General features: G+C 65.6%; 19 protein-coding genes and 1 tRNA gene. 7 read left to right on the top strand and 13 right to left on the bottom strand.

Translation table 11 applies throughout. The features are described 5' to 3' along the window. The first annotated feature begins 134 nt into the window (after positions 1-134). Positions 135-2,702, top strand: a complete 2,568-nt coding sequence (locus GFD32_RS02055) for a GcvT family protein (protein WP_163574833.1) — start codon at positions 135-137, stop codon at positions 2,700-2,702. 3 nt (positions 2,703-2,705) lie between these two features. Here the strand turns inward: GFD32_RS02055 and GFD32_RS02050 are convergent, their stop codons facing one another. Further along, the gene (locus GFD32_RS02050; RefSeq protein ID WP_163574830.1) at positions 2,706-3,749 is read right to left on the bottom strand and encodes a GlxA family transcriptional regulator; all 1,044 of its coding nucleotides are present in this window, start codon (positions 3,747-3,749) and stop codon (positions 2,706-2,708) included. A gap of 214 nt (positions 3,750-3,963) precedes the next feature. Here GFD32_RS02050 and GFD32_RS02045 point away from each other — a divergent pair, with 214 nt between their 5' ends. Next, positions 3,964-5,697, top strand: coding sequence for a formate--tetrahydrofolate ligase (locus GFD32_RS02045; protein WP_240455517.1), 1,734 nt, complete (start codon positions 3,964-3,966; stop codon positions 5,695-5,697). A 1-nt stretch (position 5,698) separates the two neighbouring features. On the opposite strand, the gene GFD32_RS02040 is transcribed toward GFD32_RS02045, so the two are convergent. The 12 genes from GFD32_RS02040 to hemA all read right to left on the bottom strand — a co-directional run bounded on the left by GFD32_RS02040 (position 5,699) and on the right by hemA (position 18,763). Continuing rightward, positions 5,699-6,991, bottom strand: a complete 1,293-nt coding sequence (locus GFD32_RS02040) for an NAD(P)/FAD-dependent oxidoreductase (protein WP_163574828.1) — start codon at positions 6,989-6,991, stop codon at positions 5,699-5,701. Positions 6,992-7,086: 95 nt separating this feature from the next. Beyond that, positions 7,087-8,454 carry a glutamine synthetase family protein gene (locus tag GFD32_RS02035; protein WP_163574826.1) on the bottom strand — a complete coding sequence of 456 codons (1,368 nt, stop codon included), beginning with the start codon at positions 8,452-8,454 and terminating at the stop codon, positions 7,087-7,089. A 55-nt stretch (positions 8,455-8,509) separates the two neighbouring features. After that, on the bottom strand, positions 8,510-9,574 hold the full coding sequence (locus tag GFD32_RS02030; protein WP_163574824.1) for an ABC transporter substrate-binding protein: 1,065 nt from the start codon (positions 9,572-9,574) through the stop codon (positions 8,510-8,512). Between the two features lie 40 nt (positions 9,575-9,614). Then, positions 9,615-10,412 (bottom strand): ABC transporter permease, encoded by a 798-nt coding sequence (locus tag GFD32_RS02025; protein ID WP_163574822.1) that lies wholly within the window; start codon positions 10,410-10,412, stop codon positions 9,615-9,617. Then, positions 10,409-11,332, bottom strand: a complete 924-nt coding sequence (locus tag GFD32_RS02020; RefSeq protein ID WP_163574821.1) for an ABC transporter permease — start codon at positions 11,330-11,332, stop codon at positions 10,409-10,411. Before GFD32_RS02020 ends, GFD32_RS02025 begins: the two co-directional genes overlap by 4 nt. A 9-nt stretch (positions 11,333-11,341) precedes the next feature. Then, complete coding sequence (locus GFD32_RS02015; protein WP_163574819.1) at positions 11,342-12,460, bottom strand: ABC transporter ATP-binding protein; 1,119 nt, start codon at positions 12,458-12,460, stop codon at positions 11,342-11,344. 30 nt (positions 12,461-12,490) lie between these two features. Beyond that, positions 12,491-13,807, bottom strand: coding sequence for an NAD(P)/FAD-dependent oxidoreductase (locus tag GFD32_RS02010; protein ID WP_163574817.1), 1,317 nt, complete (start codon positions 13,805-13,807; stop codon positions 12,491-12,493). Between the two features lie 275 nt (positions 13,808-14,082). Continuing rightward, entirely contained in the window at positions 14,083-14,847 is a 765-nt protein-coding gene (locus GFD32_RS02005) for a HesA/MoeB/ThiF family protein (RefSeq protein ID WP_163574976.1), read from the bottom strand. Positions 14,848-14,852: 5 nt separating this feature from the next. Continuing rightward, positions 14,853-15,353: an Lrp/AsnC ligand binding domain-containing protein gene (locus GFD32_RS02000; RefSeq protein WP_163574814.1), complete on the bottom strand. Its 501-nt coding sequence runs from the start codon at positions 15,351-15,353 to the stop codon at positions 14,853-14,855. Between the two features lie 179 nt (positions 15,354-15,532). Then, complete coding sequence (prmC, locus tag GFD32_RS01995) at positions 15,533-16,378, bottom strand: peptide chain release factor N(5)-glutamine methyltransferase (RefSeq protein ID WP_163574975.1); 846 nt, start codon at positions 16,376-16,378, stop codon at positions 15,533-15,535. A gap of 16 nt (positions 16,379-16,394) precedes the next feature. After that, positions 16,395-17,486 (bottom strand): peptide chain release factor 1, encoded by a 1,092-nt coding sequence (gene prfA, locus GFD32_RS01990; protein ID WP_163574813.1) that lies wholly within the window; start codon positions 17,484-17,486, stop codon positions 16,395-16,397. 11 nt (positions 17,487-17,497) lie between these two features. Then, a complete protein-coding gene (hemA, locus tag GFD32_RS01985) occupies positions 17,498-18,763 on the bottom strand; it encodes a glutamyl-tRNA reductase (RefSeq protein WP_163574811.1) in 1,266 nt (421 codons plus the stop codon). A gap of 270 nt (positions 18,764-19,033) precedes the next feature. Here hemA and GFD32_RS01980 point away from each other — a divergent pair, with 270 nt between their 5' ends. From GFD32_RS01980 to GFD32_RS01960, 5 genes are all read left to right on the top strand, one after another. Continuing rightward, complete coding sequence (locus GFD32_RS01980; protein WP_163574809.1) at positions 19,034-20,848, top strand: tetratricopeptide repeat protein; 1,815 nt, start codon at positions 19,034-19,036, stop codon at positions 20,846-20,848. A 2-nt stretch (positions 20,849-20,850) separates the two neighbouring features. Further along, positions 20,851-21,474 (top strand): lipoprotein insertase outer membrane protein LolB, encoded by a 624-nt coding sequence (gene lolB / locus GFD32_RS01975; RefSeq protein ID WP_163574807.1) that lies wholly within the window; start codon positions 20,851-20,853, stop codon positions 21,472-21,474. A gap of 4 nt (positions 21,475-21,478) precedes the next feature. Then, positions 21,479-22,336, top strand: coding sequence for a 4-(cytidine 5'-diphospho)-2-C-methyl-D-erythritol kinase (gene ispE, locus GFD32_RS01970; RefSeq protein ID WP_163574974.1), 858 nt, complete (start codon positions 21,479-21,481; stop codon positions 22,334-22,336). 61 nt (positions 22,337-22,397) lie between these two features. Further along, positions 22,398-22,472 (top strand) — tRNA-Gln (locus GFD32_RS01965). A gap of 62 nt (positions 22,473-22,534) precedes the next feature. Next, positions 22,535-23,476 carry a ribose-phosphate pyrophosphokinase gene (locus GFD32_RS01960; protein WP_205599008.1) on the top strand — a complete coding sequence of 314 codons (942 nt, stop codon included), beginning with the start codon at positions 22,535-22,537 and terminating at the stop codon, positions 23,474-23,476. Positions 23,477-23,521: the final 45 nt, after the last annotated feature.

Here is a 23,521-nt window from a genome sequence, read left to right as displayed (position 1 = left end):
GTTTTTGGCCGCAACGACAGTCGTGACGCCCCTCTGTCGTCACGATGCAAATGCAAGTCGTCGCTGGACAGCAATCGCAGGCTGGGTGCATTAGCTTGAACAGTGACAGCGACGGACAACCCAGGAGGCGGAGCATGGCGGCATTCCCCCAGCAAGCACGCGCGGTCATCATCGGCCAGGGCGGCATCGTCGGCGCTTCGGTGGCCCACCACCTGATCGAGCAGGGCTGGGACGACCTGGTCGGCCTCGACAAGTCGTCGATCCCCTCGGACATCGGTTCGACGTCCCACGCCTCCGACTTCTGCTACATGACCTCCCACGACAAGATGTCGTGCTATACCACCACCTACAGCCAGCGCTTCTACGAACGCCTCGGCCACTATCGGAAGGTCGGCGGCCTGGAGGTGGCGCGCGTCGGCGACGATGCCCGCCTGGCCGAGCTCGAGCGCAAGGTGGCTTCGGGCAAGGCCTTCGGCACCAACGTGCGCATGATCAGTGCCGCCGAGGCCGCCGAACGCTTTCCACTGCTGGACCGCAACCGGATCCAGGGAGCGATGTGGGACCCCGATGCCGGCCTGGTCGTGCCGCGCTCGCAGCAGGTCGCCGGCGAACTGGTGGAGCGGGCGGTGGCATCGGGAGCCCTGAAGGCCTTCGCCGACACCCCAGCGCTGAGCATCGACGTACGCAACGGTCGCATTCATGGCGTGGAGACGGCCAAGGGCTATATCGCCACCTCGGTGGTCATCGTCACCTCCGGCATCTGGGGGCCGATTCCCGCCGCCATGGGCGGCGCCGCCCTGCCACTGATGCCCGTCGAGCATCCATTGCTCTTCTTCGGTCCCTTCGACACCTTTGCCGGCACCGGCCTGGAGATCGGCTATCCACTATTGCGCGACCAGGGCAACTCCGCCTACCTGCGCGATACCGGCGACCCCTCCAGCACCGAAGGCGGTCAGCTCGAGTGGGGCTACTACGAGGCCCGTTCGCCCAGACTCGTCTCTCCCCAGGACATCCTCGAGCGGCACCAGGCACGGCTGTCGCCCTCCATGCGCGATCTGGAGCTGGATCAGGTCATGGACGCCTTCGAGCGCGCCATCGAACTGACCCCCGCGCTCGGCGAATTGGGCTGGGACGAAAAGCACTCCTTCAACGGCCTGCTCTCCGTCACCAACGACGGCGGCTCCCTGGTCGGCGAATCGCCGGAGACGCGCGGGTTGTGGTTCTGCGAAGCGGTGTGGGTCAAGGACGGCCCGGGGATGGGCAAGGTACTCGCCGACTGGCTCACCCGAGGCAAGCCGGAGCTCGACCCCCACGGCATCGACATCGCCCGTTTCTATCCGGTACAGAAAACGCCCGACTACGTGTACGGGCGCTGTCGGGAGATCGCCAAGAAGATCTACGACCCGCCGGTGCACCCTCGCGAACCCTTCGAGAGTGGCCGCAACCTCCGGCGCAGCCCCTTCTGGCCCCGCGAGCGGGAGCTCGGCGGCCACTTCATGGAAGCCGCCGGCTGGGAACGCGCCCACGGCTACGCGGCCAACGAGCCACTGCTGGAGCGCTACGCCGAACGCATACCCGAGCGACCCGACGAGTGGGACGGCCGCCATTTCTGGCGCGTCTCCAACGCCGAGCACCTGGCGCTTTCCGACGACGTGGGCATGATCAACCTCTCCCACTTCGCCATCTACGACCTCTCCGGCCCGGACGCCGAGGCCCTGCTGGAATACCTCTCGGTCGCCAAGGTCGGCGGCGACACCCCGACCGGCAAGGGCGTCTACACCCATTTCCTGGACGAATGGGGCGGCGTGCATGGCGATCTCACCATCGTCCGCCTGGGCAACGACCGCTACCGGGTGATCTGCGGCGGCGACACCGGCCATCGTGACCTCGTGTGGATGACGCGCATGGCCGAGGCCCGCGGGCTCGAGGCGCTGCACGTCGAGGACCGCACCGACAGCCTGGCCACGCTGGGGCTGTGGGGCCCCAACGCCAGACGCACGCTGCAGGCCGTCGCCGACGCCCCCGAGGAACTCGACGACGAACGTTTCCCCTTCGCCACGGCGCGCGAGATTCGCGTGCGCGGCCTGCCGGTGTGGGCCTTCCGCATCTCCTACGTGGGCGAACAGGGCTGGGAACTCTACGTCCCCTTCAGCTACGGGCTCGCGCTCTGGGATCTTCTCCATGAACGGGGCGTGACTCCGGTGGGCATCGAGACCTACGCCAACAGCCGGCGTCTGGAAAAGAGCCTGCGGCTGCAGAATGTCGACCTGCTCACCGAATACAATCTCTACGAGGCGGGACTGGCCCGCCCCAAGGTCAAGGCCGCGGATTTCCACGGCAAGGCGGCCTATCTCGCGCAGCGCGAACGCGACCGTCAGCCCGCCTATCTGTGCACCCTGGTCATGGAAGAGCACCGCGACGCCTCGGGCACGCCGCGCTTCCCGGTCGGCCATGCCCCTATCCTCGACCCGGCCAGCGGCGACGTGCTGATCGACAGCGAGGGGCGCCGCTCCTACGTGACCAGCATCGCCTATGGCCCCTCGGTGGAAACGGTCATCGCTCTGGGCTACCTGCCGGCGGAACACGCCCGGGAAGGCAATGGCCTGCTCATGGAGTACTTCGGCGAGCACTACCCGCTGCGGGTGGCCGCCGTGGGGTATCGCCCGCTCTACGACCCCGAGAACCGGCGCCCCCGCAGTTGAGCCTCACTCGGTAGGATCGACCGGAGAATGCGATAGCGGGGGGCTGGCGGCCTGCGCGGCCGCTTCGCGATCGCGTCTACGCTCCCGTTCGCGGCTCGGCGAATGACCGAAGTGGTCTCGATAGCTCTTGGTGAAGTGCGGCGGAGAAACGAAGCCGCACGCCATGGCCACGTCGGTGATCGGCATGTGGGTCTGGCGCAGCAGCTGGCGAGCCCGCATCAAGCGCAGGTCCATGTAGTACTTCAGAGGTGGGCAGTCGACGTAGCGCTGAAACAGCCGCTCCAGCTGGCGCCGCGAGAGATCGGCATGGCTGGCCAGTTCGTCGAGGGTCAGCGGCTCCTGAAGATTGGCTTCCATCAGCGTGGCCACCTCCTCCAGTTTGGGGTGGCTATGCCCCAGGCGCACGCGCAGCGGATTGCGCTGGCGATCGCCCACGCCACGAATGCGCTCGTGGATGAACTCCTCGGCGATGGCCTCGGCCAGCCCCAGCCCCTGCTGACGGGCAATCAAGGTCAACATCATGTCCAGCGGCGCGATGCCACCCGAGGAGGTGTAGCGATCCCGGTCGAGTACGAAGAGCTGCGAGCAGAAGGTCACACGGGGGAACTGCAGGGCTTCATGGAGGCTCGATATGTGCTCCCAGTGCAGGGTGCAGCGATAGCCGTCGAGCAGCCCCGCCTGGGCCAGCACGTAGCCTCCAGTACACACGGCGCCCAGCGGCAGGTGCCGACCGGCCTGGCGACGTAGCCACTGCAGGGTGTCGCGATCGCAATGGCTTTGCACCTCGACGCCGGCACACACCACCACCAGATCGAGGCTTGGAGCCGACGGCAGGGCAGCGTCGACGCCGGTCGCCAAGTCGCTGCTGGCCGTGACCGGTTTGCCGTCACGGCTCAGCAGATGCCAGCGATAGAGCCGCCGCTCGGTGAGGTGATTGGCCATCCTCAGCGGCTCCAGTGCCGAGGAGAACGCCAACTGGGAAAACCCCGGGATCAACAGGAACCCGATGTCGTATTGGCCATCGCCCGGCAACTCGTGGGGTTCCATGCTCGCCTCCCGGAGCCATTTCGCCGTTCTGGTTAAACGACAATGAATATGGCCCCAAGTTGCACCGCCACGTCAACCATCCCACCGGCAGAGACAGCGCCTCGGTGTCGCTGCGACCAAGCCGGTTGACGCCTGCGCACAAACGGCGATGACGCATGGCGAAAATACTGAAACGAAGCGCACGCCTACCGCAACCGGCATCAGGAGACGCCTCATGGCCCCCGAAACCCAGGCACTGTCCACAGCGACACCGCCCATGCAGGACAATCTCAGCATCGCGCGACAGGCGCGGCTGTGGCCCATCGAGGAGATCGCCCATCGGCTGGGCGTGCCCGGCGATGCCGTGGAGCCCTACGGTCGCGGGGTGGCCAAGCTCGACCTGGGCGCACTCAACGATCTCGAGTGCCGCCCACGTGGCCGCTACGTGGTGGTTTCGGCGATCACCCCCACCCCCCTGGGCGAGGGCAAGACCACTACCGCCATCGGTCTCGTCCAGGGACTGCAGCAACTGGGCCATGGAGCCACGGTGGCCATCCGCCAACCCTCCCTTGGCCCTACCCTGGGGCTCAAGGGCGGTGCCGCCGGCGGCGGGCTCAGCCAGGTAGTGCCCATGGAGCGCATCAACCTGCACCTGACCGGCGACATTCATGCCGTCACCGCAGCGCACAACCTGCTCGCTGCAATGATCGACAACCATCTCCACCAGCGCCGCGGGGTCGATCTCGACCCTCTCTCGGTGCGCTGGTCGCGCGTGCTGGATCTCAATGACCGCGCCTTGCGCCACATCGTCACCGGTCTTGGCGGGCGCGGCGATGGCGTGACACGCCAGAGCGGCTTCGAGATCACCGCCGCCTCCGAGGTCATGGCAGTGCTCGCCCTGGCTGACTCCCTGGCGGACCTGCGCCAGCGGCTCGGCCGCATGGTGGTGGGCGAGACCCGCGACGGCGAGTCGGTCACCGCCGACGACATCGGTGCGGCCGGCGCCATGACCGTCCTGCTCAAGGAGGCGATCAAACCCAACCTGCTGCAGACGCTAGAGCACGCCCCAGCGCTGATCCACGCCGGCCCCTTCGGCAACATCGCCCACGGCAACTCGTCGATCGTCGCCGACCGCTTCGGCATCCACGGCAGCGACTACCTGGTCACCGAGGCAGGCTTCGGTGCGGACATGGGGGCGGAACGCTTCTTCAACATCAAATGCCGCAGCTCGGGGCTCACACCCGACACTGCCGTGCTGGTCGTCACGGTACGCGCGCTCAAGTACCACTCGGGCCGGCACACGGTGCGCCCCGGCCACCCCCTGCCGTCCGCGCTGCAGGACGAAAGCCCGCAGGATGTGCAGGCCGGCGCCAGCAACCTGATCAAGCAGATCGACAACATCCGCGCCCACGGCATCACCCCGGTGGTGGCCATCAATGCTTTCCCGACGGACTACCCCAGCGAACACGCCATCATCCGCGACATCGCCGCGGCGGCGGGCGTACGCGCGGCAGTCTCCACCCACGTGCGAGATGGCGGCGCCGGAGCCCTGGAACTGGCAGAGGCGGTCGCCGAGGCTGCCGATGCCGGTAGCGACTTCGGTTTCCTCTACCCGGATGCGCTGCCGCTCGCCGACAAGATCGAACGCATCGCCACGCGGATCTACGGTGCCGATGGCATCGAGCTCGCGCCCCAGGCTCGTCAGCAACTCGAGGCGTTCCAGGCCCAGGGCCACGGCCACCTTCCGGTGTGCATCGCCAAGAGTCACCTGTCGCTCTCCGCCGACCCGACGCTGCTGGGAGCGCCCACCGGCTGGTTGCTGCCGGTGCGCGAGGTGCGCCTCTCCGCCGGGGCCGGCTTCGTCTACGCCCTGTGCGGCGACATTCGCACCATGCCGGGTCTCAGCGCCGAACCCGCTGCCTCACGCATCGACATCGACGACGACGGCGAGATCGTCGGGCTGTTCTGATTCACATACCCAAGCGGTCGCGGGCCTGGTAATACCAGGCCCCGAGCGCCGACAGGGGAACGCGCAGCAGTCGTCCACCGGGGAACGGCAGGTGAGGCAAGCCGGCGAAGGCATCGAAGCGCTCGCTGCGTCCCTCGATCACCTCGGCTATCAGCTTGCCGGCGAGGTGCGTGCAGGTCACGCCGTGGCCGGAATAGCCCTGGGCATAGTAGACGTTGCCGTTGATCACGCCGAACTGCGGCAGGCGGTTGAGCGTCATCAGGAAGGTGCCGCTCCAGGCGTATTCGACCTTGACGTCCGCCAGTGACGGAAAGGTCTCGAGCATCTTGGGCCGAATGACGCTTTCGATGTCGCTGGGGTCGTCGCCACCGTAGTTGACCCCGCCGCCGTAGAGCAGGCGGTTGTCACGGGTCAGACGATAATAGTCCAGCAGGTAGTTGCAGTCCTCTACCGCCAGACCATTGGGAATCAGCGCACGGGCGCGAGCCTCGCCGAGCGGTTCGGTGGTGACGATCTGAGTCCCGCAGGGCATCGATTGGCCCTCGATCTCGGGCAGCACGCCCTTGAGATAGGCATTGCCGGCCATCACCACCCGCTCGGCCGTGATCCGACCCGATGGCGTACGCACGACCGCCGGCTCGCCATGGTCGATGCCGGTCACCGGGGACCGTTCGTAAATGCGACCGCCCAGCGATTCCAATGCCGCGGCCTGGCCCAGCACCAGGTTGAGCGGATGCAGGTGACCGCCACCATGATCGACCAGGGCGCCGCTGTAGCGCTCGGAGTCGACCTCGCGCTTGACGGCCTCGCCTTCCAGCAGCTCCAGCTCGGTGTAGCCGTAGCGTTCCCACAGTGCCTTGTGCTCGCGCAGTCCGTGCAGCTGCTTGGCATTGCAGGCAGCGAAGAGATTGCCGTCACGCAGATCGCAATCGATTCCATAACGAGCGACGCGGTCGCGAATGATGCGGTTGCCTTCGAAAGCCATGTCGCCCAAGGCGCGAGCGGTCTCGGCACCGTATTTCACCTCGATCACGTCCATATCGCGACTGTAGCTATTGACGATCTGCCCGCCATTGCGACCGGACGCGCCAAACCCCACGCGCGCCGCTTCGAGCACCACTACCGAGAGGCCCTGCTCAGCAAGATGCAGCGCCGCCGAAATCCCGGTAAAGCCCGCCCCGACCACGCAAACGTCGCAGTCGATGTCATCTCTCAGGGCAGGCCGCTCCGGTGCGGGGTTGGCCGTGGCCGCATACCAGGACGCCACGTGATCGGTGGCCGCCGTTGCCGTCATATCGACTTCCTCGATTGCGTCTGTATTCGATCGACAGGCCTACGAGCAGGCGCTGCCCACCCGCCTCGAGACACCTGGACCCTGTCCAGCATCGCTCAGACCCGCAGCAGCAGATGCTCTCGTTCCCAGGAACTGATCACCTGGAAGTACGCCCTGTGCTCGGCGCGCTTGACCGCCAGGTAGCTGTTGACGAATCGCTCGCCCAGCACGTCGGCGAGCGCCTGGCAGTCGCGCAGGTCGTCCAGCGCGGGGCCGACGTCGTCGGGTAGCTTGTTGCCGCCGGACCAGGCCGACCCCAGCATGGGCGGGCGCGGCTCGAGCTGGCCGAGCATGCCCAGATAGCCGCACGCCAGGGAAGCGGCAATGGCCAGGTAAGGGTTGGCGTCGGCCCCGGCCAGGCGGTTCTCGATGCGCGTGGCTGCCGGTGGCGATACGGGCACACGCAGACCGACGGTGCGGTTGTCGAGCCCCCATTCGACGTTGATCGGCGCCGACCCGCTGGTTTCGCCACGCATCAGGCGCCGGTAGGAGTTGACGTTGGGCGCCAGCAGCGGCATTGCCGCCGGCAGATAGCGCTGCAAGCCACCGAGGTAATGATGAAAAAGCGAACTGGGCTGATCGCCCTCGCCGGCGAAGAGGTTGTTGCCCGTCTGCTTGTCCACCAGGCTCTGATGGATATGCAGCGAACTGCCCGGCTCATTGGCCATGGGCTTGGCCATGAAGGTGGCATACATGCCATGACGCAGCGCCGTTTCACGTAGGATACGCTTGAACATCACCACCTGGTCGGCCAGCTGCAGGGGGTCGCCGTGCTGGAAGTTGACCTCCATCTGCCCGGCACCCTCTTCGTGGATCAGGGTGTCGAGATCGAGATCCATGGCCTCGCAGTAGTCGTACATCTCCTCGAACAGCGGGTCGAATTCGTTGACCGCATCAATTGAGAAAGACTGTCGGCTGCTCTCCTGGCGTCCGGTGCGTCCGATGGGCGGTTCCAGCGGATAGTCGGAGTCGGTATTGGTCTTGACCAAGTAGAACTCCACCTCGGGAGCGACCACCGGCTTCCAGCCACGCGCGGCATAGAACTCCAGCACGCGCTTGAGCACGTGACGCGGCGCCAACTCCACCGGTTCGCCGGTGAGATAGTGGCAATCGTGAATGATCTGTGCCGTCGGGTCATCGGCCCAGGGCACGAGATAGATGGCGTTGAGATCGGGCACCAACTCCATGTCCCGCTCGGCGGGATTCCAGAAGCGAATGTCCTCGTCGTCCGGATAGCCACCGGTGACGGTCTGGATGAAGATCGAGTCGGGCAGACGCGGACGCCCGCCGTTGAGGTACTTACCGGCAGGCATGATCTTGCCCTTGAGAATCCCGGTCAGGTCGCTGACCAGGCATTCGACTTCGGTGATGCCGTGCGACTGAAACCAGTCGTTGAGGACCGGCCGATCCTGAGAGTCACTCATGGGGTTGTCCTTGCGGAAATTGGCGGGCTCCCGACCGAGATCGGGAGCCGCTCGCTCAGCGAGACTGGACCTCTGACCACAACTGCTGAAAGGTCTGCAGTGCCTCACCCTCGAGGCTGGGCGTGAAACGCAGCCGCGCCATGTCAGCGTCGCTGGGCTGCACCGGCGGCTGGGTGAGCACTTCGTCGAGATGAGGCTCTGCCGCCGCGTTGGGGCTGGCGTAGTAGTTGTAGTTGGAGAGCCGTGCTCCGACCTCGGCATCGAGGATGAAGTCGATGAACTGGTGCGCCATGTCGGGATTGGGCGCCTCGGACGGAATCAGCATGGCATCCACCCACATCTCGGCGCCTTCATCGGGAATCATGAAGTCCAGCGTCTCGAAGGTCTCCGGATCCTCGTCCTTGAAGAACAGATAGTCGCCGTTGTAGCTCATGCCCACGTGAGTCACCCCGCGGGCCAACTGCTGCAGCGCCGGAGTACCGTCGGTGAAGCCGCTGAAGGTATCGCGCCGCTTGGTGTCGATGATCAGCCGGGCGGCCTCCTTCCAGGCCTCGGGATCGGTGCAGTCGTAGCCGTGCCCCAGGTAGGCGCACGCGGCCCCCATGCTCACCTGACCGTCGCCCATCAAGGCGAAGGGGTGCTCGGGGTTGACTTCGGGATCGAACATCAACGACCAGCTCTTGGGCGCGTCGGGAAAGGTCTCGGTGTTGTAGACCATGGCCGTGGTACCCCACTGGTAGGGAGCGGAGTATTCGGCACCCGGATCGTAGCTCGGGTCGCGGAACTGCTCCATGACATTGTCGAGATTGTCGAGCTTCGACTTGTCGAGCTTCTGCACCAGGCCGGTCTCGATCAGCCGCGGCACGTAGTAGTTCGAGGGAACGATGATGTCGTACTGCGACACCCCGCCGGCATTGAGCTTGGCGAACATCTCGGGCAGCGAGTTGAAGTAGTTCTGCACCACTTCGACGTCGTATTGCGCTTCGAAGTCCGCGATGATGTCGGGATCCATGTATTCGGTCCAGTTGAACAGGTACAGCTTGTTCTCCTGGGCGTGGACGCTGCCGGCGAGCAGCAGCCCACCGAGGGACAGGGCCAGAGTCGTCTTGTGGATTGTCATAGTGCTCTCCTCGTTTCCCCTTGGGTCATTGAGTGCCGGCTCAGGCCGGCCGGCGACGGCTGAACAGCAGGCTCGCGATGGCGGCGATCGCCACCGCTCCGAGCATCAGGGTGGCAACGGCATTGATCTCGGGAGAGACCCCCTTCTTGATCGCCCCCCAGATATAGATGGGCAGGGTGGCGCTCTCCGGTCCGGCGGTGAAGAAACTGATGACGAAGTCATCCACCGACAAGGTAAAGGAGAGGAAGAACGCCGAGATCAACGCTGGCTTGATGGTCGGCAACATGAAGTGCACCGCTCGCTTGACCGGCGAGGCGTAGAGATCCTTGGCCGCCTCGAACAGCGCCGGGTCGAGCCCGACGAAGCGTGAATACACGATCAGCGCCACGAAGGGGATCTGGAAGGTGACGTGGGCAATGATCATGGTGGGAAGCCCCGGTTGCAGGAACCCGGTCAGCCGGTGGATCTGCACGAAAAAGGCCATCTCGGAAATGCCGAAGACGATATCCGGCAGCACGATGGGCAGGTAGATCAGCACGATCAGCCAGCCGAGCTTGCGATGGCGATGACGATACATGCCATAACCGATGAGGCAGCCGATAGCGAGTGCCACCACCGAGGAGACGATGGCCAGGATCATGCTGTTGGCAAAGGCCGAGAGAATCTCTTCATTGCCCAGCAGGCGCTGGTACCAGCGCAAGGAGAAGCCGGTGAAGCTGGCCGCACTATTGGCCGCATTGAAGGAGAACAGCGCCACCACTGCCAGCGGCAGGTAGAGGAACAGCAGCGTCAGCCACCAGATGCCGGCCAGTGCACGCCGGAAGGACCGCTTGTTCATATCACCACCTCCTCGCCGCCACCCAGGCGTTTGCCGATGCGACGCATGGCGAACAGACCGATGAAGGTGGCGATCAGCATCAGGATGGCGCCGGCGGCGCCCAGCGGCCAGTTGGCGGATCCCGCGAACTGATTGGCCACCAGGTTGCCCAGCATCATGCCCTTGCCACCGCCGAGCAGTTCGGGAATCACGTACATGCCGAAGGCGGGAATGGCCACCAGCACGACACCGGCCAGCAGACCCGGCAGCGTCTGAGGAAAAACGGCATGCCAGAAAGCGCGCAGCGGCGAGGCGTAGAGATCCTGTGCGGCCTCCACCTGGGCTATGTCGAGCTTCTCGAAGGCGGCATACAACGGCAGAACCATGAACGGCAGGAAGTTGTAGACCAGACCCAACGTCACCGCAAAGTTCGATGGATAGAGCCCCATGTTGGGCGCAATCAGTCCCAGGCTCTCGGCCACGCCGGACAGGGGCGTTCCCGGTGCCAGCAGATTCATCCAGCCGAACGTGCGGATCACCTGATTGGTCCAGGAAGGCACCACCACGGCAAGCAACATGATCGGGCGCCACCGGGCACGGCAGGTCGAGATGTAATAGGCAATGGGGTAGGCGATGATCACCACCAGCGCCGTGGAGACCAGCGTCTGCCACAGCGAACGCAGTAGCGTGTACAGGTTGCCCGGACTCCAGCCAAGGAAGCCGAATCCAGCCAACTGACGGAACGACTCCAGGGAGAGCGGCATCTCTGGCAACCCATAGGTGCCGCTGGACATGAAGGCCACGCTCATCAGGTAGGCGCTGGGCAATACCAGGAAGAAGACGATCCACGATGCGCCGGGCGCCACGGTCATCAGCAGGTGGCGGGCCTCGCGAACCATGGCTCGGCTGCGAGCGGTGGGGAGCGTGCCGGAATAAGCCATGTCTCCTCCTCACTCGGCCAGGGTGACGAGGTCGTCGGACGCCACCACGACGGTGACCCGCTCATCGACCTCGGGAAGGTGGCGACCGCGGTTGTTGACCGTGGCCTGCAAGGTGGTGTCGGCGACGGCGAGACGATACTCGGCATGGCTGCCGCGGTAGAGGCACTCGACCACGCGAGCCGGCAAATGATTGGGCCCTTCGACGTCTCCAGGCAGCAGGTCCAGCGTCTCGGGGCGAATCAGCAGCAGCTCGCCGTCGCCGGCCTGCTCCACGCGCAGCTGACCCAGCGACGTGGTCACTCTGTCGCCATCCCGAGCGGTGATCGGGTAGAGGTTGTCATGGCCCATGAAACGAGCCACGAAGGCATTGACGGGCCGCTCATAGACGTCTCGCGGCGGTCCGACCTGTTGGATCAACCCTCCATTGAGCACGGCGATGCGATCCGACATCACCATCGCTTCCTGCTGGTCGTGGGTGACGAACACGAAGGTCATGCCGAGCCGTTTCTGCACTCGCAGCAGTTCCACCTGAAGCTGACTGCGCAGGCCTGCATCCAGCGCCGAGAGCGGCTCGTCGAGCAGCAGCACGTCGGGCTCGCAGACCAAGGCCCGCGCCAGGGCTATGCGCTGGCGCTGACCACCGGAGAGCTGATCGACACGGCGGTCGATGAGATCCCCAAGTTGGATGAACTCGGCGATCTTCGCGACACGGGCATCGCACTCGGCCGCCGCAAGCCCCTGCATCTTGAGCCCGAAAGCGAGGTTGTCGCGCACCGACAGATGCGGAAAGAGCGCATAGGACTGGAACACGGTATTCACGCTGCGCCGGTGGGGAGGCACGTCGGTGACGTCGCGCCCACCGATCTGCAAGCGCCCCTCATCGGCTTCTTCGAGGCCGGCGAGGATGCGCAGCAACGTCGTCTTGCCACAGCCGGATGGCCCCAGCAACGTAAAGAACTCCCCGGGCTCGATATCCAGATCGACACCGGCCAGGGCCACGGTATCGCGGCCGAAACGCTTGTGCAGCCCCTGTAGCTCGATGGCCGAGGCTTCACGGGTCGGGGCAACCCGCGCGGCCGAGGTCGGTGGGGTCTTGCCGCTAGCATCCGCCGTCATGGAGTCGCTCATGGTAGGGCCCTCGAAATGGCGACCGTCGGGTTACAACCGATCACGCAGTTTGTAGAAATGGGTAGCGAGCAACAGCAGTGGCAGACGCAAGCGGCGCCCACCCGGAAAGCGACGATGCGGCATGGCCGCGAAGACATCGAAGCGCTCGCTCTGTCCGCCGATGGCTTCTGCCAGCAGTTTGCCCGCCAGGCCCGCCAGCGCCATGCCGTGGCCGGAATACCCCTGTGCATAGAAGAGATTGGCACCCAGGCGGCCGAAGTCCGGCGCACGATTGAGGGTGATCGCCACGTCCCCTCCCCAGCGATAGTCGATGCTCACGCCCTGGAGAGACGGAAACAGACGGGCGATCTTGGCATCCATGCGCGCCGACAGGTTGCGCGGTTCACGGCCGTCGTAGCTCACTTCGCCGCCGTAGATCAGCCGCCGGGAGGCCGAGAGGCGATAGTAGTCGAGAACGAAATTGGCATCCGACAGGGCATCGTTGTGCGGCAACACCCGCGCCGCCTGATCCGCGGTGAGCGGCTCGGTGGCGATCATGTAGTTGGCGGCACGCATCACCCGACCGCTGAGCTCGGGCACCAGGCCGCTCTGATAGGCGTTGGTGGCCAGCACCACGTAATCGGCCCTGACCCGCCCGGCCTGGGTCGTCACGGCCGGCTTTGGTCCTCGCTGAATGGCCAACGCGGGGCTGTGCTCATGAAGCTGCCCCCCGGCGGCCTGCGCCGCCCTAGCCAGCCCCAAGGTATAGTTGAGGGGATGCAGGTGGCCCGCCTCGCGCTCGTAGAGCGCACCGGGATAGACATCGGTGACCACGCGCTCGCGCAGCGCATCGCCCTCGAGCCACTCCAGGGCTTCATAGCCGTAATCTCTGGCCATGCGGTCACGAAAGGCCTTCAGCTCTCTGACATGACGCGATTTCACCGCGGCGTGCAGATAGCCCCATGACAGTTCGCACGGGATCGCATGCCGCTCGACAAGGTCTGCCGTCAAACGCACGGCCTCGCGGCTCATCTCCCACACGTCGCGCGCCGCTTCTCGCCCCAGTGCCTTTTCGACGGTCGCCATGTCGGTACCCAACCCGGGCAGAATCTGTCCGCCACTGCGCCCGGACGCCCCATGACCGATCTCGCCGGCTTCCAGCAATGTCACCGCGTGGCCACGCTCGGCCAGATGCAGCGCTGTCGACAGTCCGGTGATGCCCCCACCGATGACGCAGACGTCGGCCCGCACCTCACCGGCCAGCGGAGGGCAGGCGTGCAGATCGACGGCAATGGAGTCACGATACCAGGAGGCGGCAGGCTCGAGGCGTCGCACGGGAGAAGCGGAAGGAAACGTCTGTGTATTCATGCGCACTGCGCTCATTGTTGTTGGCATCGGTCCGTGGACGCTCGGGCGAATGCCCAGACACCCTGCGTCCACCGCGACATCAGTTTGACACCAGGCGGTGTACGATTGTCAAGTATTCAACAACAATCCTACCTTCAGCATTTCTATGGCCCCGAAAAAAAAGCATGAATAATGCGAATATCAGGACGCCTCTTGCAATGCTTCGCCACCTTACTGTCAATTAAAAAATGCCAACACTATCCGCCGAGTCGAGCCGCGAGCGGCCCGGCCGAGGCTCAGCCATCCGCCTTCCCGGCATTCCCGCACACGACACACGCCGGATCCCGCGGCACCTGGAAATGACGCCACTGGCCGTGCAAACCGTCAAAGGTGGAGAGCCCGCGATGCGGCGTGCCGGCACCGCTGAGCAGCTTGACCGCCTCCAGCGCCTGGAAACAGCCGATGAGCCCCACCAGCGGCGCCACCACCCCACTCTCGGCACAGGAGAGCGCCTCGTCGCCCAGGTCATCAGGCGGGTAGAGACAGGCATAGCAGGGGCAGTCGGGATCGCGCGGGTCGAAGACCGCCAACTGGCCGGAGAAGCGAATCGCTGCCCCGGAAACCAGCGGCACGCCAGCACGCCGACAGGCGGCGTTGATGGCATAGCGGCTGGAGAAGCGGTCGGTGCAGTCGAGGACCAGGTCGGCGTCTGCCACGGCCGCCTCCATGGCCTCGCCGTCTAGATGCTGCGTCAACGCCTCGATCCGGCACCCGGGGTTTAGCTCCTGCGCCGCCTCGCGGGCCGAGGCAGCCTTGCTGTGGCCGAGGTCGGCCATGCCATGGGCGATCTGGCGCTGCAAGTTGGAAAGCTCCACCGTATCGGCATCAGCGATGCTCAGCCGCCCCACGCCAGCCGCGGCCAGATAGAGCGCCACCGGCGAGCCCAACCCACCGGCACCCACCACCAACGCGTGGGACGCGAGCAGGCGCTCCTGCCCTTCGATATCGATCGCCTCCAGCATGATCTGGCGGCTGTAGCGCAGCAGTGCCTCGTCGCTCATGGCACTCATTTTTCTTCGAGCTCCTCGATATCGGGTACGTAGAGGGAAAACTCCTCCTTGACCTCCTCCATCACCACATAGCTCTTGGACTCCTTGACGCCCGGCAGGGTCAGCACCACGTCGCCCAGCAACTGGCGATAGGCCGACATCTCGGGGATGCGACACTTGAGGATGTAGTCGAACTGCCCTGAAACCAGGTGACACTCCTGAATCTGCGGAAGCCGCGCCACGGCGCGACGAAACTCGTCGAATACCGCTGGCGACTGAGTCTCCAGGCTAATCTCCACGAACACCAGCAGGTTGGCCTTCAGCGCACGGGGGTCGAGTACGGCGCGGTAGCCGCGGATGACGCCGGCCCGCTCGAGGCGCTTGACGCGCTCCAGGCAGGGCGTGGTGGAGAGCCCCACCTGAGCGGCGAGGTCGACATAGGAGATGCGGGCATTCTCCTGCAAGCAACGCAGAATCTTCAGGTCGATGCGATCGAGCGAGCGGGTCTTGGCTTTCATTGTTGGATGGACACACCGGTCGAAATGGATGGAGGCTGTCGACGCGGCAGGCGATTCACCTGAAATTTCCCAGCGACGGAGAAAACCGCCAGCGTTCGTTCTCGGGATCGGGCCGACTATCGGTATTTTTTCCTGAACACATGTATCACAGTGGATGCCACCCCTCCAGTAACGCCCCCTCAACGCAGGCCGGGCACTCTCCCCAGGCTGACCCGCTCGTGACCCGCTAGGTCGTGGCAACTCGCCACCTCGACGTAGCCGGCCACCGACAACTGCTCGCGCACGGCCGCTCCCTGGGCGTGGCCGTGCTCCAGCGCGAGCCACCCCCCCGGCACCAGATGGTCGCACGCCGCCGCGACGATATGGCGCAGATCATCCAGACCATCGGAGCCGGCCACCAGAGCGCTCACCGGCTCGAAGCGCACGTCGCCGTTCACCAGATGGGGATCGTCCGCAGCAACGTAGGGAGGATTGGCGACGATCACGTCGAAACGCTCACCGACGAGTGCCGTGAACCAGTCGCTTACGAGGAAGGCGGCATTGCCGATGGCCAGCCGTTCGGCGTTGCGGCGTGCCAGAGCCACTGCCTCGGTCTGATGATCGATACCGACCACCGACCAACCCGGCCGTTCGCTGGCAAAGGCCAGAGCAATGGCGCCAGTGCCAGTGCCCAGATCGAGCAGCCTGCCCACCGCCACCGGTGCCAGTGCCAGCGCCACGTCGACCAGCGTCTCACTTTCCGGCCGTGGAATCAGGGTACTGGAGTGGGTCTCCAGGGCGAGCCCCCAGAACTCCCGCTCACCCGTGAGGTAGGCCACCGGATGACCCTCGGCGCGCGCGGCCACCAACGCCTCGTAGCGCGCCCGAACCAGAGTCGTCGCCTCACGGTCGCCCCAAGTGTAGAGCCAGGTGCGGTCGCACCCCAGCGCATGGCACAGCAGCACCTCGGCGTCGAGACGAGGGCTTGGCGATCCGGCGGCCCGAAGACGAACGGCCGCGCGGGACAGCAGCCTGTCGAGCGGCACTATTTTGCCCTGCACATCACGCCTCCTGCTGCAGGGCGGCGAGCTGCTCTGCCTGGTATTCGTGGATCAGCGGAGCGATCACCTCGTCGAGTTGCTCGCCGCTGACCACCTCGCCCAGCTTGTAGAGGGTGAGGTTGATGCGGTGGTCGGTGACGCGCCCCTGGGGGAAGTTGTAGGTGCGAATGCGTTCGCTGCGGTCACCGGAGCCCACCAGCGAACGGCGCGTATCAGCCTGCTCCTGGCGCTGGCTGTCCACGGCCGTCTGCTTGAGCCGGGCAGCGAGCAGCGACATCGCCTTGGCGCGGTTCTTGTGCTGGCTGCGCTCCTCCTGGCACTCCACCACCACACCGGTGGGCAGATGAGTCAGGCGAATGGCCGAGTCGGTAGTGTTGACGTGCTGGCCACCGGCGCCGCTGGAGCGGAAGGTGTCCACCCGCAGGTCGCCTGAGTCGATGTCGATGTCGCCCACCTCGTCGGCTTCGGGCATCACCGCCACGGTGCACGCCGAAGTATGGATGCGTCCCTGGGACTCGGTGGCCGGCACGCGCTGCACGCGGTGCGCGCCGGACTCGAACTTGAGCCGCGCATAGACGCCCTCGCCCTTGATGCGCGAGATGATCTCCTTGTAGCCGCCCTGCTCGCCATGGCTGGCACTGATCACCTCGACCTTCCAGCCCTGCTTCTCGGCGTAGCGCGAATACATGCGAAACAGGTCCCCAGCGAACAGTGCCGCCTCGTCGCCGCCGGTACCGGCACGGACCTCGAGGAAGACGTTGCGTCGGTCATCGGGATCCTTGGGCACCAGCAACTGCTTGAGGCGAGTTTCCAGTGCCTCCAGCTTGTCGCGACCTTCGGCGAGCTCCAGCTCGGCCAGCTCGCGCAGCTCGGCGTCGCTGTCGTCGGTCAGTTCGCCGGCGGCTTCCAGATCGGTCTCGATGGCGCAGTAGTCCCGCCAGGCCTCGACCAGCGGCTCGAGCTCGGCATATTCGCGCGAATAGTTGCGAAAGCGCGGCTGGTCGCTGATCACGTCGGGCTCCGCCAGCAAGGCGGCAAGCTCCTCGAAGCGCTCGACGAAGGCATCGAGACGCTGGCGCAGGGTCGCTTTCATGGCGTGTCCTGTCAGGGTTTCGGGGAAGGGGGGTCGAGCAGCAGAGACTCCGCGGCGGCCAGCAGGTCGCGGCGCTCGCTGCCCGACGCCTCGCGCATGGCCACGGTGGGACGGTGCAGCAGGCGATTGGTGAGCTGATGCGCCAGCAGGCGCACCACGCTCTCCGGATCCTCGCCGCGCGCCAGACGCGCCAGCGCCTGCTGCTCGGAGAGCTCCCGCAGATCGATGGCCTGGTCGCGGTAGCGCCGGATCAGCTCGCCGCTGCTGCGGATGCGCCGCTCATGTAGCCACATGCTGACGCCGTGCTCGATCAGCGACTCGGCCTGATCCGCGGCCACCTGGCGATGCCGGCGATTCTCCTGAATCACCTCGTTCAGATCGTCCACGGTATACAGGAAGACGTCATCGAGTTCGCCCACCTCCGGCTCGATATCCCGCGGCACGGCGATGTCGACCATGAAGATCGGCCGGTGGCGGCGCTTCTTCAAGGCCCGCTCGGCCATGCCCTTGCCGAGGATGGGTAGCGGCGCCGCCGTGGAGGAGATGACGATATCGGCGCGCGGCAAGGCATCGGGAATTTCGTTGAGCGAAATCGCCTCGGCGTTGAACTGGCTGGCCAACTCATCGGCCCGCTCACGGGTGCGGTTGGCGACGATCATCTCGCGCACCCCCGCCTCGCGCAAATGGCGAGCCACCAGTTCGATGGTCTCGCCGGCACCGATCAGCATTGCCCGTGAACGGGCGAAGTCATCGAAGATCCGGCTGGCCAAGCTGACCGCCGCGTAGGCCACCGATACCGGGTTCTGGCCAATGCCGGTCCGTGTGCGCACCTGTTTGGCCACGGAAAACGTGTGCTGAAAAAGCAGCTCGAGTTCACCGCCCAACCCCTGCGCATCGCGCGCCGACTGGTAGGCTTCCTTCAGCTGACCGAGGATCTGCGGCTCGCCGAGCACCATGGAATCGAGACCCACGGCCACCCGCATCAGGTGACGTGCTGCCTCGTTATCCAGGTAGTGATAAGCGCAGCGAGACAGGTCATCCACCGGCAAGCCGTGGAAATCGCTCAGCCAGTCGAGAATCGGCCGTTCACCGCTGGATTCGGTAACGCAGTACAGTTCCGTACGATTGCAGGTCGACAGCACGGCAGCTTCCCGCACCTCGGGCATGCCGCGAAGCTGACCGAGTGCCGATGTCAACTGCGGGGGCGTGAAGGCGACCCGTTCGCGTACGGCGACGGTAGCCGTCTTGTGATTGATACCAAGGGCAAGAAGCGTCATGCGTTAGGCGTCTTCGCGTTGTGTCGTTCGGTGGTGCCGCAAAAGCCCACCTCTGCGGCGCAAGATTCTATCACAGCCTGACCGTTCGGGCGCCAGGCGGCCGTGATGCAACCTTGACCTGCCGCAAGAACCCCCGGCGGTCTCCTCTGCGATCAACACCGGGGACATCGTCATGCCCGGCGGCAATTGCCCGCCAAGCGCGTGGCCGTCGCTTTGCCCATGCGCCATGAGCCGGTATGCTGACGGCTCGGTCTACTGGACAGGATTCGCATGCCCTCCACCTACCGCGCGGCGACACGCTCTCGCCTTCATCATCCGGGTCGGCGCTGGCGCCTCTGGCTGGCCGCACCCGGCCTCGTCGCTCCGCTGCTGCTGGCCGCATGCCAGGCGCTGCCGACATCCGCCCCCGACAACGCCCATGAGGATCCACTGGCCAATGCACCAGCCATCGAGGAGGGACTCGATGCCGACAGTCTTTCGTCGCTGCTGCTGGCCGAGTTCGCCGGCCAGCGTGGCGACTACCGCCGCGCCACCCAGGAATACCTGAAGATGGCCGAGCGCCTCGGCATCCCCTCGCTGGCCGAGCGCGCCACCCTGGCGGCACGCTTCAGCAGCGACCCGCTGCTACTCGAGGAATCCGTCGAGCGCTGGCAGCGCCTGGCTCCCCAGGCAGACGCCCCCATGCGCTTGCTGGCTGGTCTCGCCATCCAGCGCGGCAACTGGCTCGAGGCCCTCGAACAGCGCCTGGCCCTTGCCGAGCGAGGCAGCCAGGCCGACCTTTCCGGACTGGTAGAGCTGGCGCTGGAGTCCGATACCGACCTGGTGCCGCTTCGACGGCGACTCGCCACCTTCCTCGAACATGTCGATGACGAGCTGCCCCGACTGCACGATGCCGAACTGGCACTGGCCATGCTGGAGGCCGCCACTGGCCTGACGCACCGCGCCGATGCCCGTCTCGCCAGACTCGCTCAGCAGCACCCTGAGTTGCCGGCGATATGGTTCGCCCGCGCCCAACTGGCCCTGAACGCCGACGATCCCGAACGCGCCCGCAACGCCGCCCGGCGCGGGCTCGACATTTCTCCGGACGATCCTCGCTTCGTGCTGCAACTCGCCCAGGCCGAACTGGCGCTGGGCAACGTAGCCGCCGCCGAAGCTCGTACCGATGCCCTGCTCGACAGTCATGCCGGCGGACACGAGCTGCGTTTCGCCTTGGCCCAGCTCTACTTGGAGAAGGGCCACCTCGAGCCGGCGCGCCGCCTGCTGCTGCCTCTCACCGACGGCGACGAAACACCGGCGGCGACATTCGCGCTGCTGGGCGCCATCGCCGAGGCCGAGGGCGAAGTCGACAACGCCCTTCTCTATTACCGTCAGGTACCGCCCGGCGATGAATTCCTGAACGCCCGTCTACGTGCGGCACGCATGCTCATCGACGATGGACGTCTGCAGGACGCCCGCGCCTTCCTGCGTATCGAACGCCTGCGCCACGAGCAACACTACAGCGACCTGGTCGCACTCGAAGTGGAACTTCTCGACGAGCAGGACCGCCAGGACGCCGCAGACACCCTGCTCGACAGCGAGCTCGAACGCACTCCCAACGACGAACAGCTTCTTTACCTGCGTGCCATGCGCACCTGGCAAGCAGGCGATCTCGAAGCCATGGAGCGCGACCTCGGGCGCATCATCGAGAACGATCCCGAGCATGCCATGGCCCTCAACGCTCTGGGCTATACCCTGGCCGACCTCGACATCAAGGGCCGTCTCGAGGAAGCTCGCGCGCTGATTGAGCGCGCCTACGAACTCGATCCCGGCAATGCCGCCATTCTCGACAGCCTCGGCTGGGTCTACTATCGCCTCGGCGATGCCGAGCGCGCCCTCCCGTGGCTGGAGCGTGCCTATGCCGCCATGCCGGACCAAGAAGTCGCCGCCCACTTGGTCGAAGTGCTGTGGGCCCTCGACCGCCGCGACGAAGCCCGCGGCAAGCTCCGCGAAGCCCTCGAACGCTTCGATGAACACCCGCTGCTGGACGAGTTGCTCGAACGCATCCCCGAGCTCGTTCCCGATGCCTCTCAGACAGACGAGACATGATCATGACCTTTTTCCTGCCTGCTCCGCGACGTCTCATGCTCGCCCTCGCCCTGGCCCTGCTGGCTGGATGTGCAGGTCGCCCGGATGCCCCGGAAGGCGAACGCCAACCCGGTGACTGGGAGGCACAACGGACCCGCATCGAAGCGCTCGACACCTGGACGCTGATCGGCAAGGCCGGACTTCGCACCCCCAAGGAGTCGACCAGCGCCAACCTCGACTGGAGCCAGTACCCCCACTACTACCGCCTGCTCATCAGCGGTCCGTTCGGTAGCGGGCGCAACACCCTGGAAGGACGCGAAGGTCGCTTTTCGATGACCACCGCCGAGGGCCGCTTCGAAGCCGAGACACCGCAAGCGCTGATGCAGGAACAGCTCGGCTGGTCGCTGCCCGTCGAAGCGCTCGCCGAGTGGATTCGCGGCCTGCCTGCGCCCGAGCGCTCTCATCGGCTCGAGACCGATGCGCTGGGCTTCCCGCGCCACCTGCAACAGGACGGCTGGACGATCGATTACCGCGACTGGGTCCAGGTGGAAACGCTCTGGCTACCGCGCCGACTGGTGATGACCTACGACGAGCTTCGCGTGACCCTGGTGATCAACGAGTGGCGGCCAGAGCTGGGCGATGCCTGAGCCAATGCCGCAAGAGACGACGCTCTCCCTACCCGCGCCGGCCAAGCTCAATCGCCTGCTGCACATCGTCGGTCGCCGCGCCGACGGCTACCACGAACTGCAGACACTCTTTCAGTTCCTCGACCATGGCGACACGCTCCACCTGCGCCGGCGAAGCGATGACGAGATCCGGCTCACGCCACCGCTGCCGGGCCTTGCCATGGACGACAACCTCATCGTACGTGCCGCTCGCGCGCTTCAGGCCGCCGGCAGCGTGCGGCTCGGTGCCGACATCCACCTCGACAAACGCCTTCCCATCGGCGGAGGCCTGGGCGGTGGGAGCTCCAACGCCGCGACGGCGCTGCTCGGCCTCGACCGCCTGTGGAGTCTCGATCTCGAGCTGGACGAACTGGCCGACCTGGGGCTCGCCCTGGGTGCCGACGTGCCGGTCTTCGTGCGCGGTCATGCTGCCTGGGGAGAAGGCATCGGCGAACGACTCACGCCGGTCGAACTCGATACCCCCTGGTTCGTGGTCGTCCACCCCGGCGTCACGGTGGCCACGCCGGCCGTGTTCGGGGCCTCGCAATTGACACGCGACACCCCCCCGATTACCATGGCGCGCGCACTGCAGGGGGGAGCGTCCGGCTGGCGCAACGACTGCGAGCCTACCGTCAAGGCACTCTATCCGGCCGTCGCTGACGCGCTGAACTGGCTTGGCGAGCGCGCACCGGCCATGCTGACCGGCACAGGTGCCTGCGTCTTCGCCACTCTGACGAGCGACGTCGAGGCCCAGCGGCTGCTGGCCGACATGCCGGAGCGCTGGATGGCCTTCGCGGCACGAGGCCTGAATCGCTCACCCCTTCATGCTGCGCTGGGTCGATGACCGCCGTTGCAAAGCGCCATGGCGGCAGCGCGCTGAACCGACCCGGTGCGGAGCCGATTGCTGGGGTATAGCCAAGCGGTAAGGCAGCGGTTTTTGGTATCGCCATGCGGAGGTTCGAATCCTCCTACCCCAGCCATTCCGTCCCGGACGACCGTCGACCCGATCCCTGAAGACCCAACACAGCAAAGGTGGCTGCGCGTGTCAAAATTGATGGTTTTCGCCGGGAACGCCAATCCCGAACTCGCCCAGAAGGTTGCCGAGAGCCTGGACACTCGTCTCGGCAATGCCACGGTCGGGCAATTCAGCGACGGCGAAATCGCGGTCGAAATCAACGAGAACGTGCGCGGCAAGGACATCTTCATTCTGCAGTCCACCTGTGCGCCGACCAACGACAATCTGATGGAACTGATCCTGATGACGGATGCCCTTCGCCGGGCCTCCGCCACCCGGGTCACGGCCGTGGTGCCCTACTTCGGTTATGCCCGTCAGGATCGCCGCGTGCGCTCCGCCCGCGTTCCGATTTCCGCCAAGGTGGTCGCCGACATGATGGTCAAGTCCGGTATCGACCGCGTCATGACCATGGATCTGCATGCCGATCAGATCCAGGGATTCTTCGACGTACCGGTGGACAACGTCTACGGCTCGCCGATTCTGCTCGACGACATCGAGCGCCAGAACTACGACGACCTCGTGGTCGTGTCGCCGGACGTGGGCGGCGTGGTAAGGGCCCGAGCCATCGCCAAGCAGCTCAATGCCGACCTCGCCATCATCGACAAGCGCCGCCCCCAGGCCAACCAGGCCCAGGTGATGCATATCATCGGCGAAGTCGAGAACCGTACCTGCGTGGTGGTGGACGATATGATCGATACCGCCGGCACCCTGTGCAAGGCCGGCGACGCTCTGAAGGATCACGGAGCTCGCCGCGTGGTCGCCTATGCCACCCACCCGATTCTCTCCGGCCCGGCCGTGGACAACATCACCGGCTCGGTGCTCGACGAGGTCGTCGTCACCGATACCATTCCGCTCTCCGACACGGCTCGCCGCAGCGGCAAGATCCGTCAGCTCAGCGTGGCCGGCCTGATCGCCGAGGCGATCCGTCGGGTCAGCAACGAAGAATCCGTCAGCGCCATGTTCCACTGAATCCCATTCGGTCGAACGGCGTGACGTAGGTCCCGGGCGATGTCG

The sequence above is a fragment of the Halomonas faecis genome, assembly GCF_010993975.1.
GTDB classification, from domain to species: domain Bacteria; phylum Pseudomonadota; class Gammaproteobacteria; order Pseudomonadales; family Halomonadaceae; genus Halomonas; species Halomonas faecis.
This window is presented reverse-complemented; position numbering and strand designations above follow the sequence as displayed.

Bases quoted from the DNA above. Each gene is read 5' to 3' on its own strand.
- GFD32_RS02050 (WP_163574830.1), bottom strand. From the start codon at position 3,749: ATGGAACCCCACGAGTTGCCGGGCGATGGCCAATACGACATCGGGTTC.
- GFD32_RS01980 (WP_163574809.1), top strand. From the start codon at position 19,034: ATGCCCTCCACCTACCGCGCGGCGACACGCTCTCGCCTTCATCATCCG.
- GFD32_RS02025 (WP_163574822.1), bottom strand. From the start codon at position 10,412: ATGAACAAGCGGTCCTTCCGGCGTGCACTGGCCGGCATCTGGTGGCTG.
- hemA (WP_163574811.1), bottom strand. From the start codon at position 18,763: ATGACGCTTCTTGCCCTTGGTATCAATCACAAGACGGCTACCGTCGCC.
- GFD32_RS02055 (WP_163574833.1), top strand. From the start codon at position 135: ATGGCGGCATTCCCCCAGCAAGCACGCGCGGTCATCATCGGCCAGGGC.
- GFD32_RS02000 (WP_163574814.1), bottom strand. From the start codon at position 15,353: ATGAAAGCCAAGACCCGCTCGCTCGATCGCATCGACCTGAAGATTCTG.
- GFD32_RS02045 (WP_240455517.1), top strand. From the start codon at position 3,964: ATGGCCCCCGAAACCCAGGCACTGTCCACAGCGACACCGCCCATGCAG.
- prfA (WP_163574813.1), bottom strand. From the start codon at position 17,486: ATGAAAGCGACCCTGCGCCAGCGTCTCGATGCCTTCGTCGAGCGCTTC.
- GFD32_RS02015 (WP_163574819.1), bottom strand. From the start codon at position 12,460: ATGAGCGACTCCATGACGGCGGATGCTAGCGGCAAGACCCCACCGACC.
- GFD32_RS02010 (WP_163574817.1), bottom strand. From the start codon at position 13,807: ATGAATACACAGACGTTTCCTTCCGCTTCTCCCGTGCGACGCCTCGAG.
- GFD32_RS02020 (WP_163574821.1), bottom strand. From the start codon at position 11,332: ATGGCTTATTCCGGCACGCTCCCCACCGCTCGCAGCCGAGCCATGGTT.
- GFD32_RS02040 (WP_163574828.1), bottom strand. From the start codon at position 6,991: ATGACGGCAACGGCGGCCACCGATCACGTGGCGTCCTGGTATGCGGCC.
- GFD32_RS02030 (WP_163574824.1), bottom strand. From the start codon at position 9,574: ATGACAATCCACAAGACGACTCTGGCCCTGTCCCTCGGTGGGCTGCTG.
- lolB (WP_163574807.1), top strand. From the start codon at position 20,851: ATGACCTTTTTCCTGCCTGCTCCGCGACGTCTCATGCTCGCCCTCGCC.
- GFD32_RS02005 (WP_163574976.1), bottom strand. From the start codon at position 14,847: ATGAGCGACGAGGCACTGCTGCGCTACAGCCGCCAGATCATGCTGGAG.
- GFD32_RS02035 (WP_163574826.1), bottom strand. From the start codon at position 8,454: ATGAGTGACTCTCAGGATCGGCCGGTCCTCAACGACTGGTTTCAGTCG.
- ispE (WP_163574974.1), top strand. From the start codon at position 21,479: ATGCCGCAAGAGACGACGCTCTCCCTACCCGCGCCGGCCAAGCTCAAT.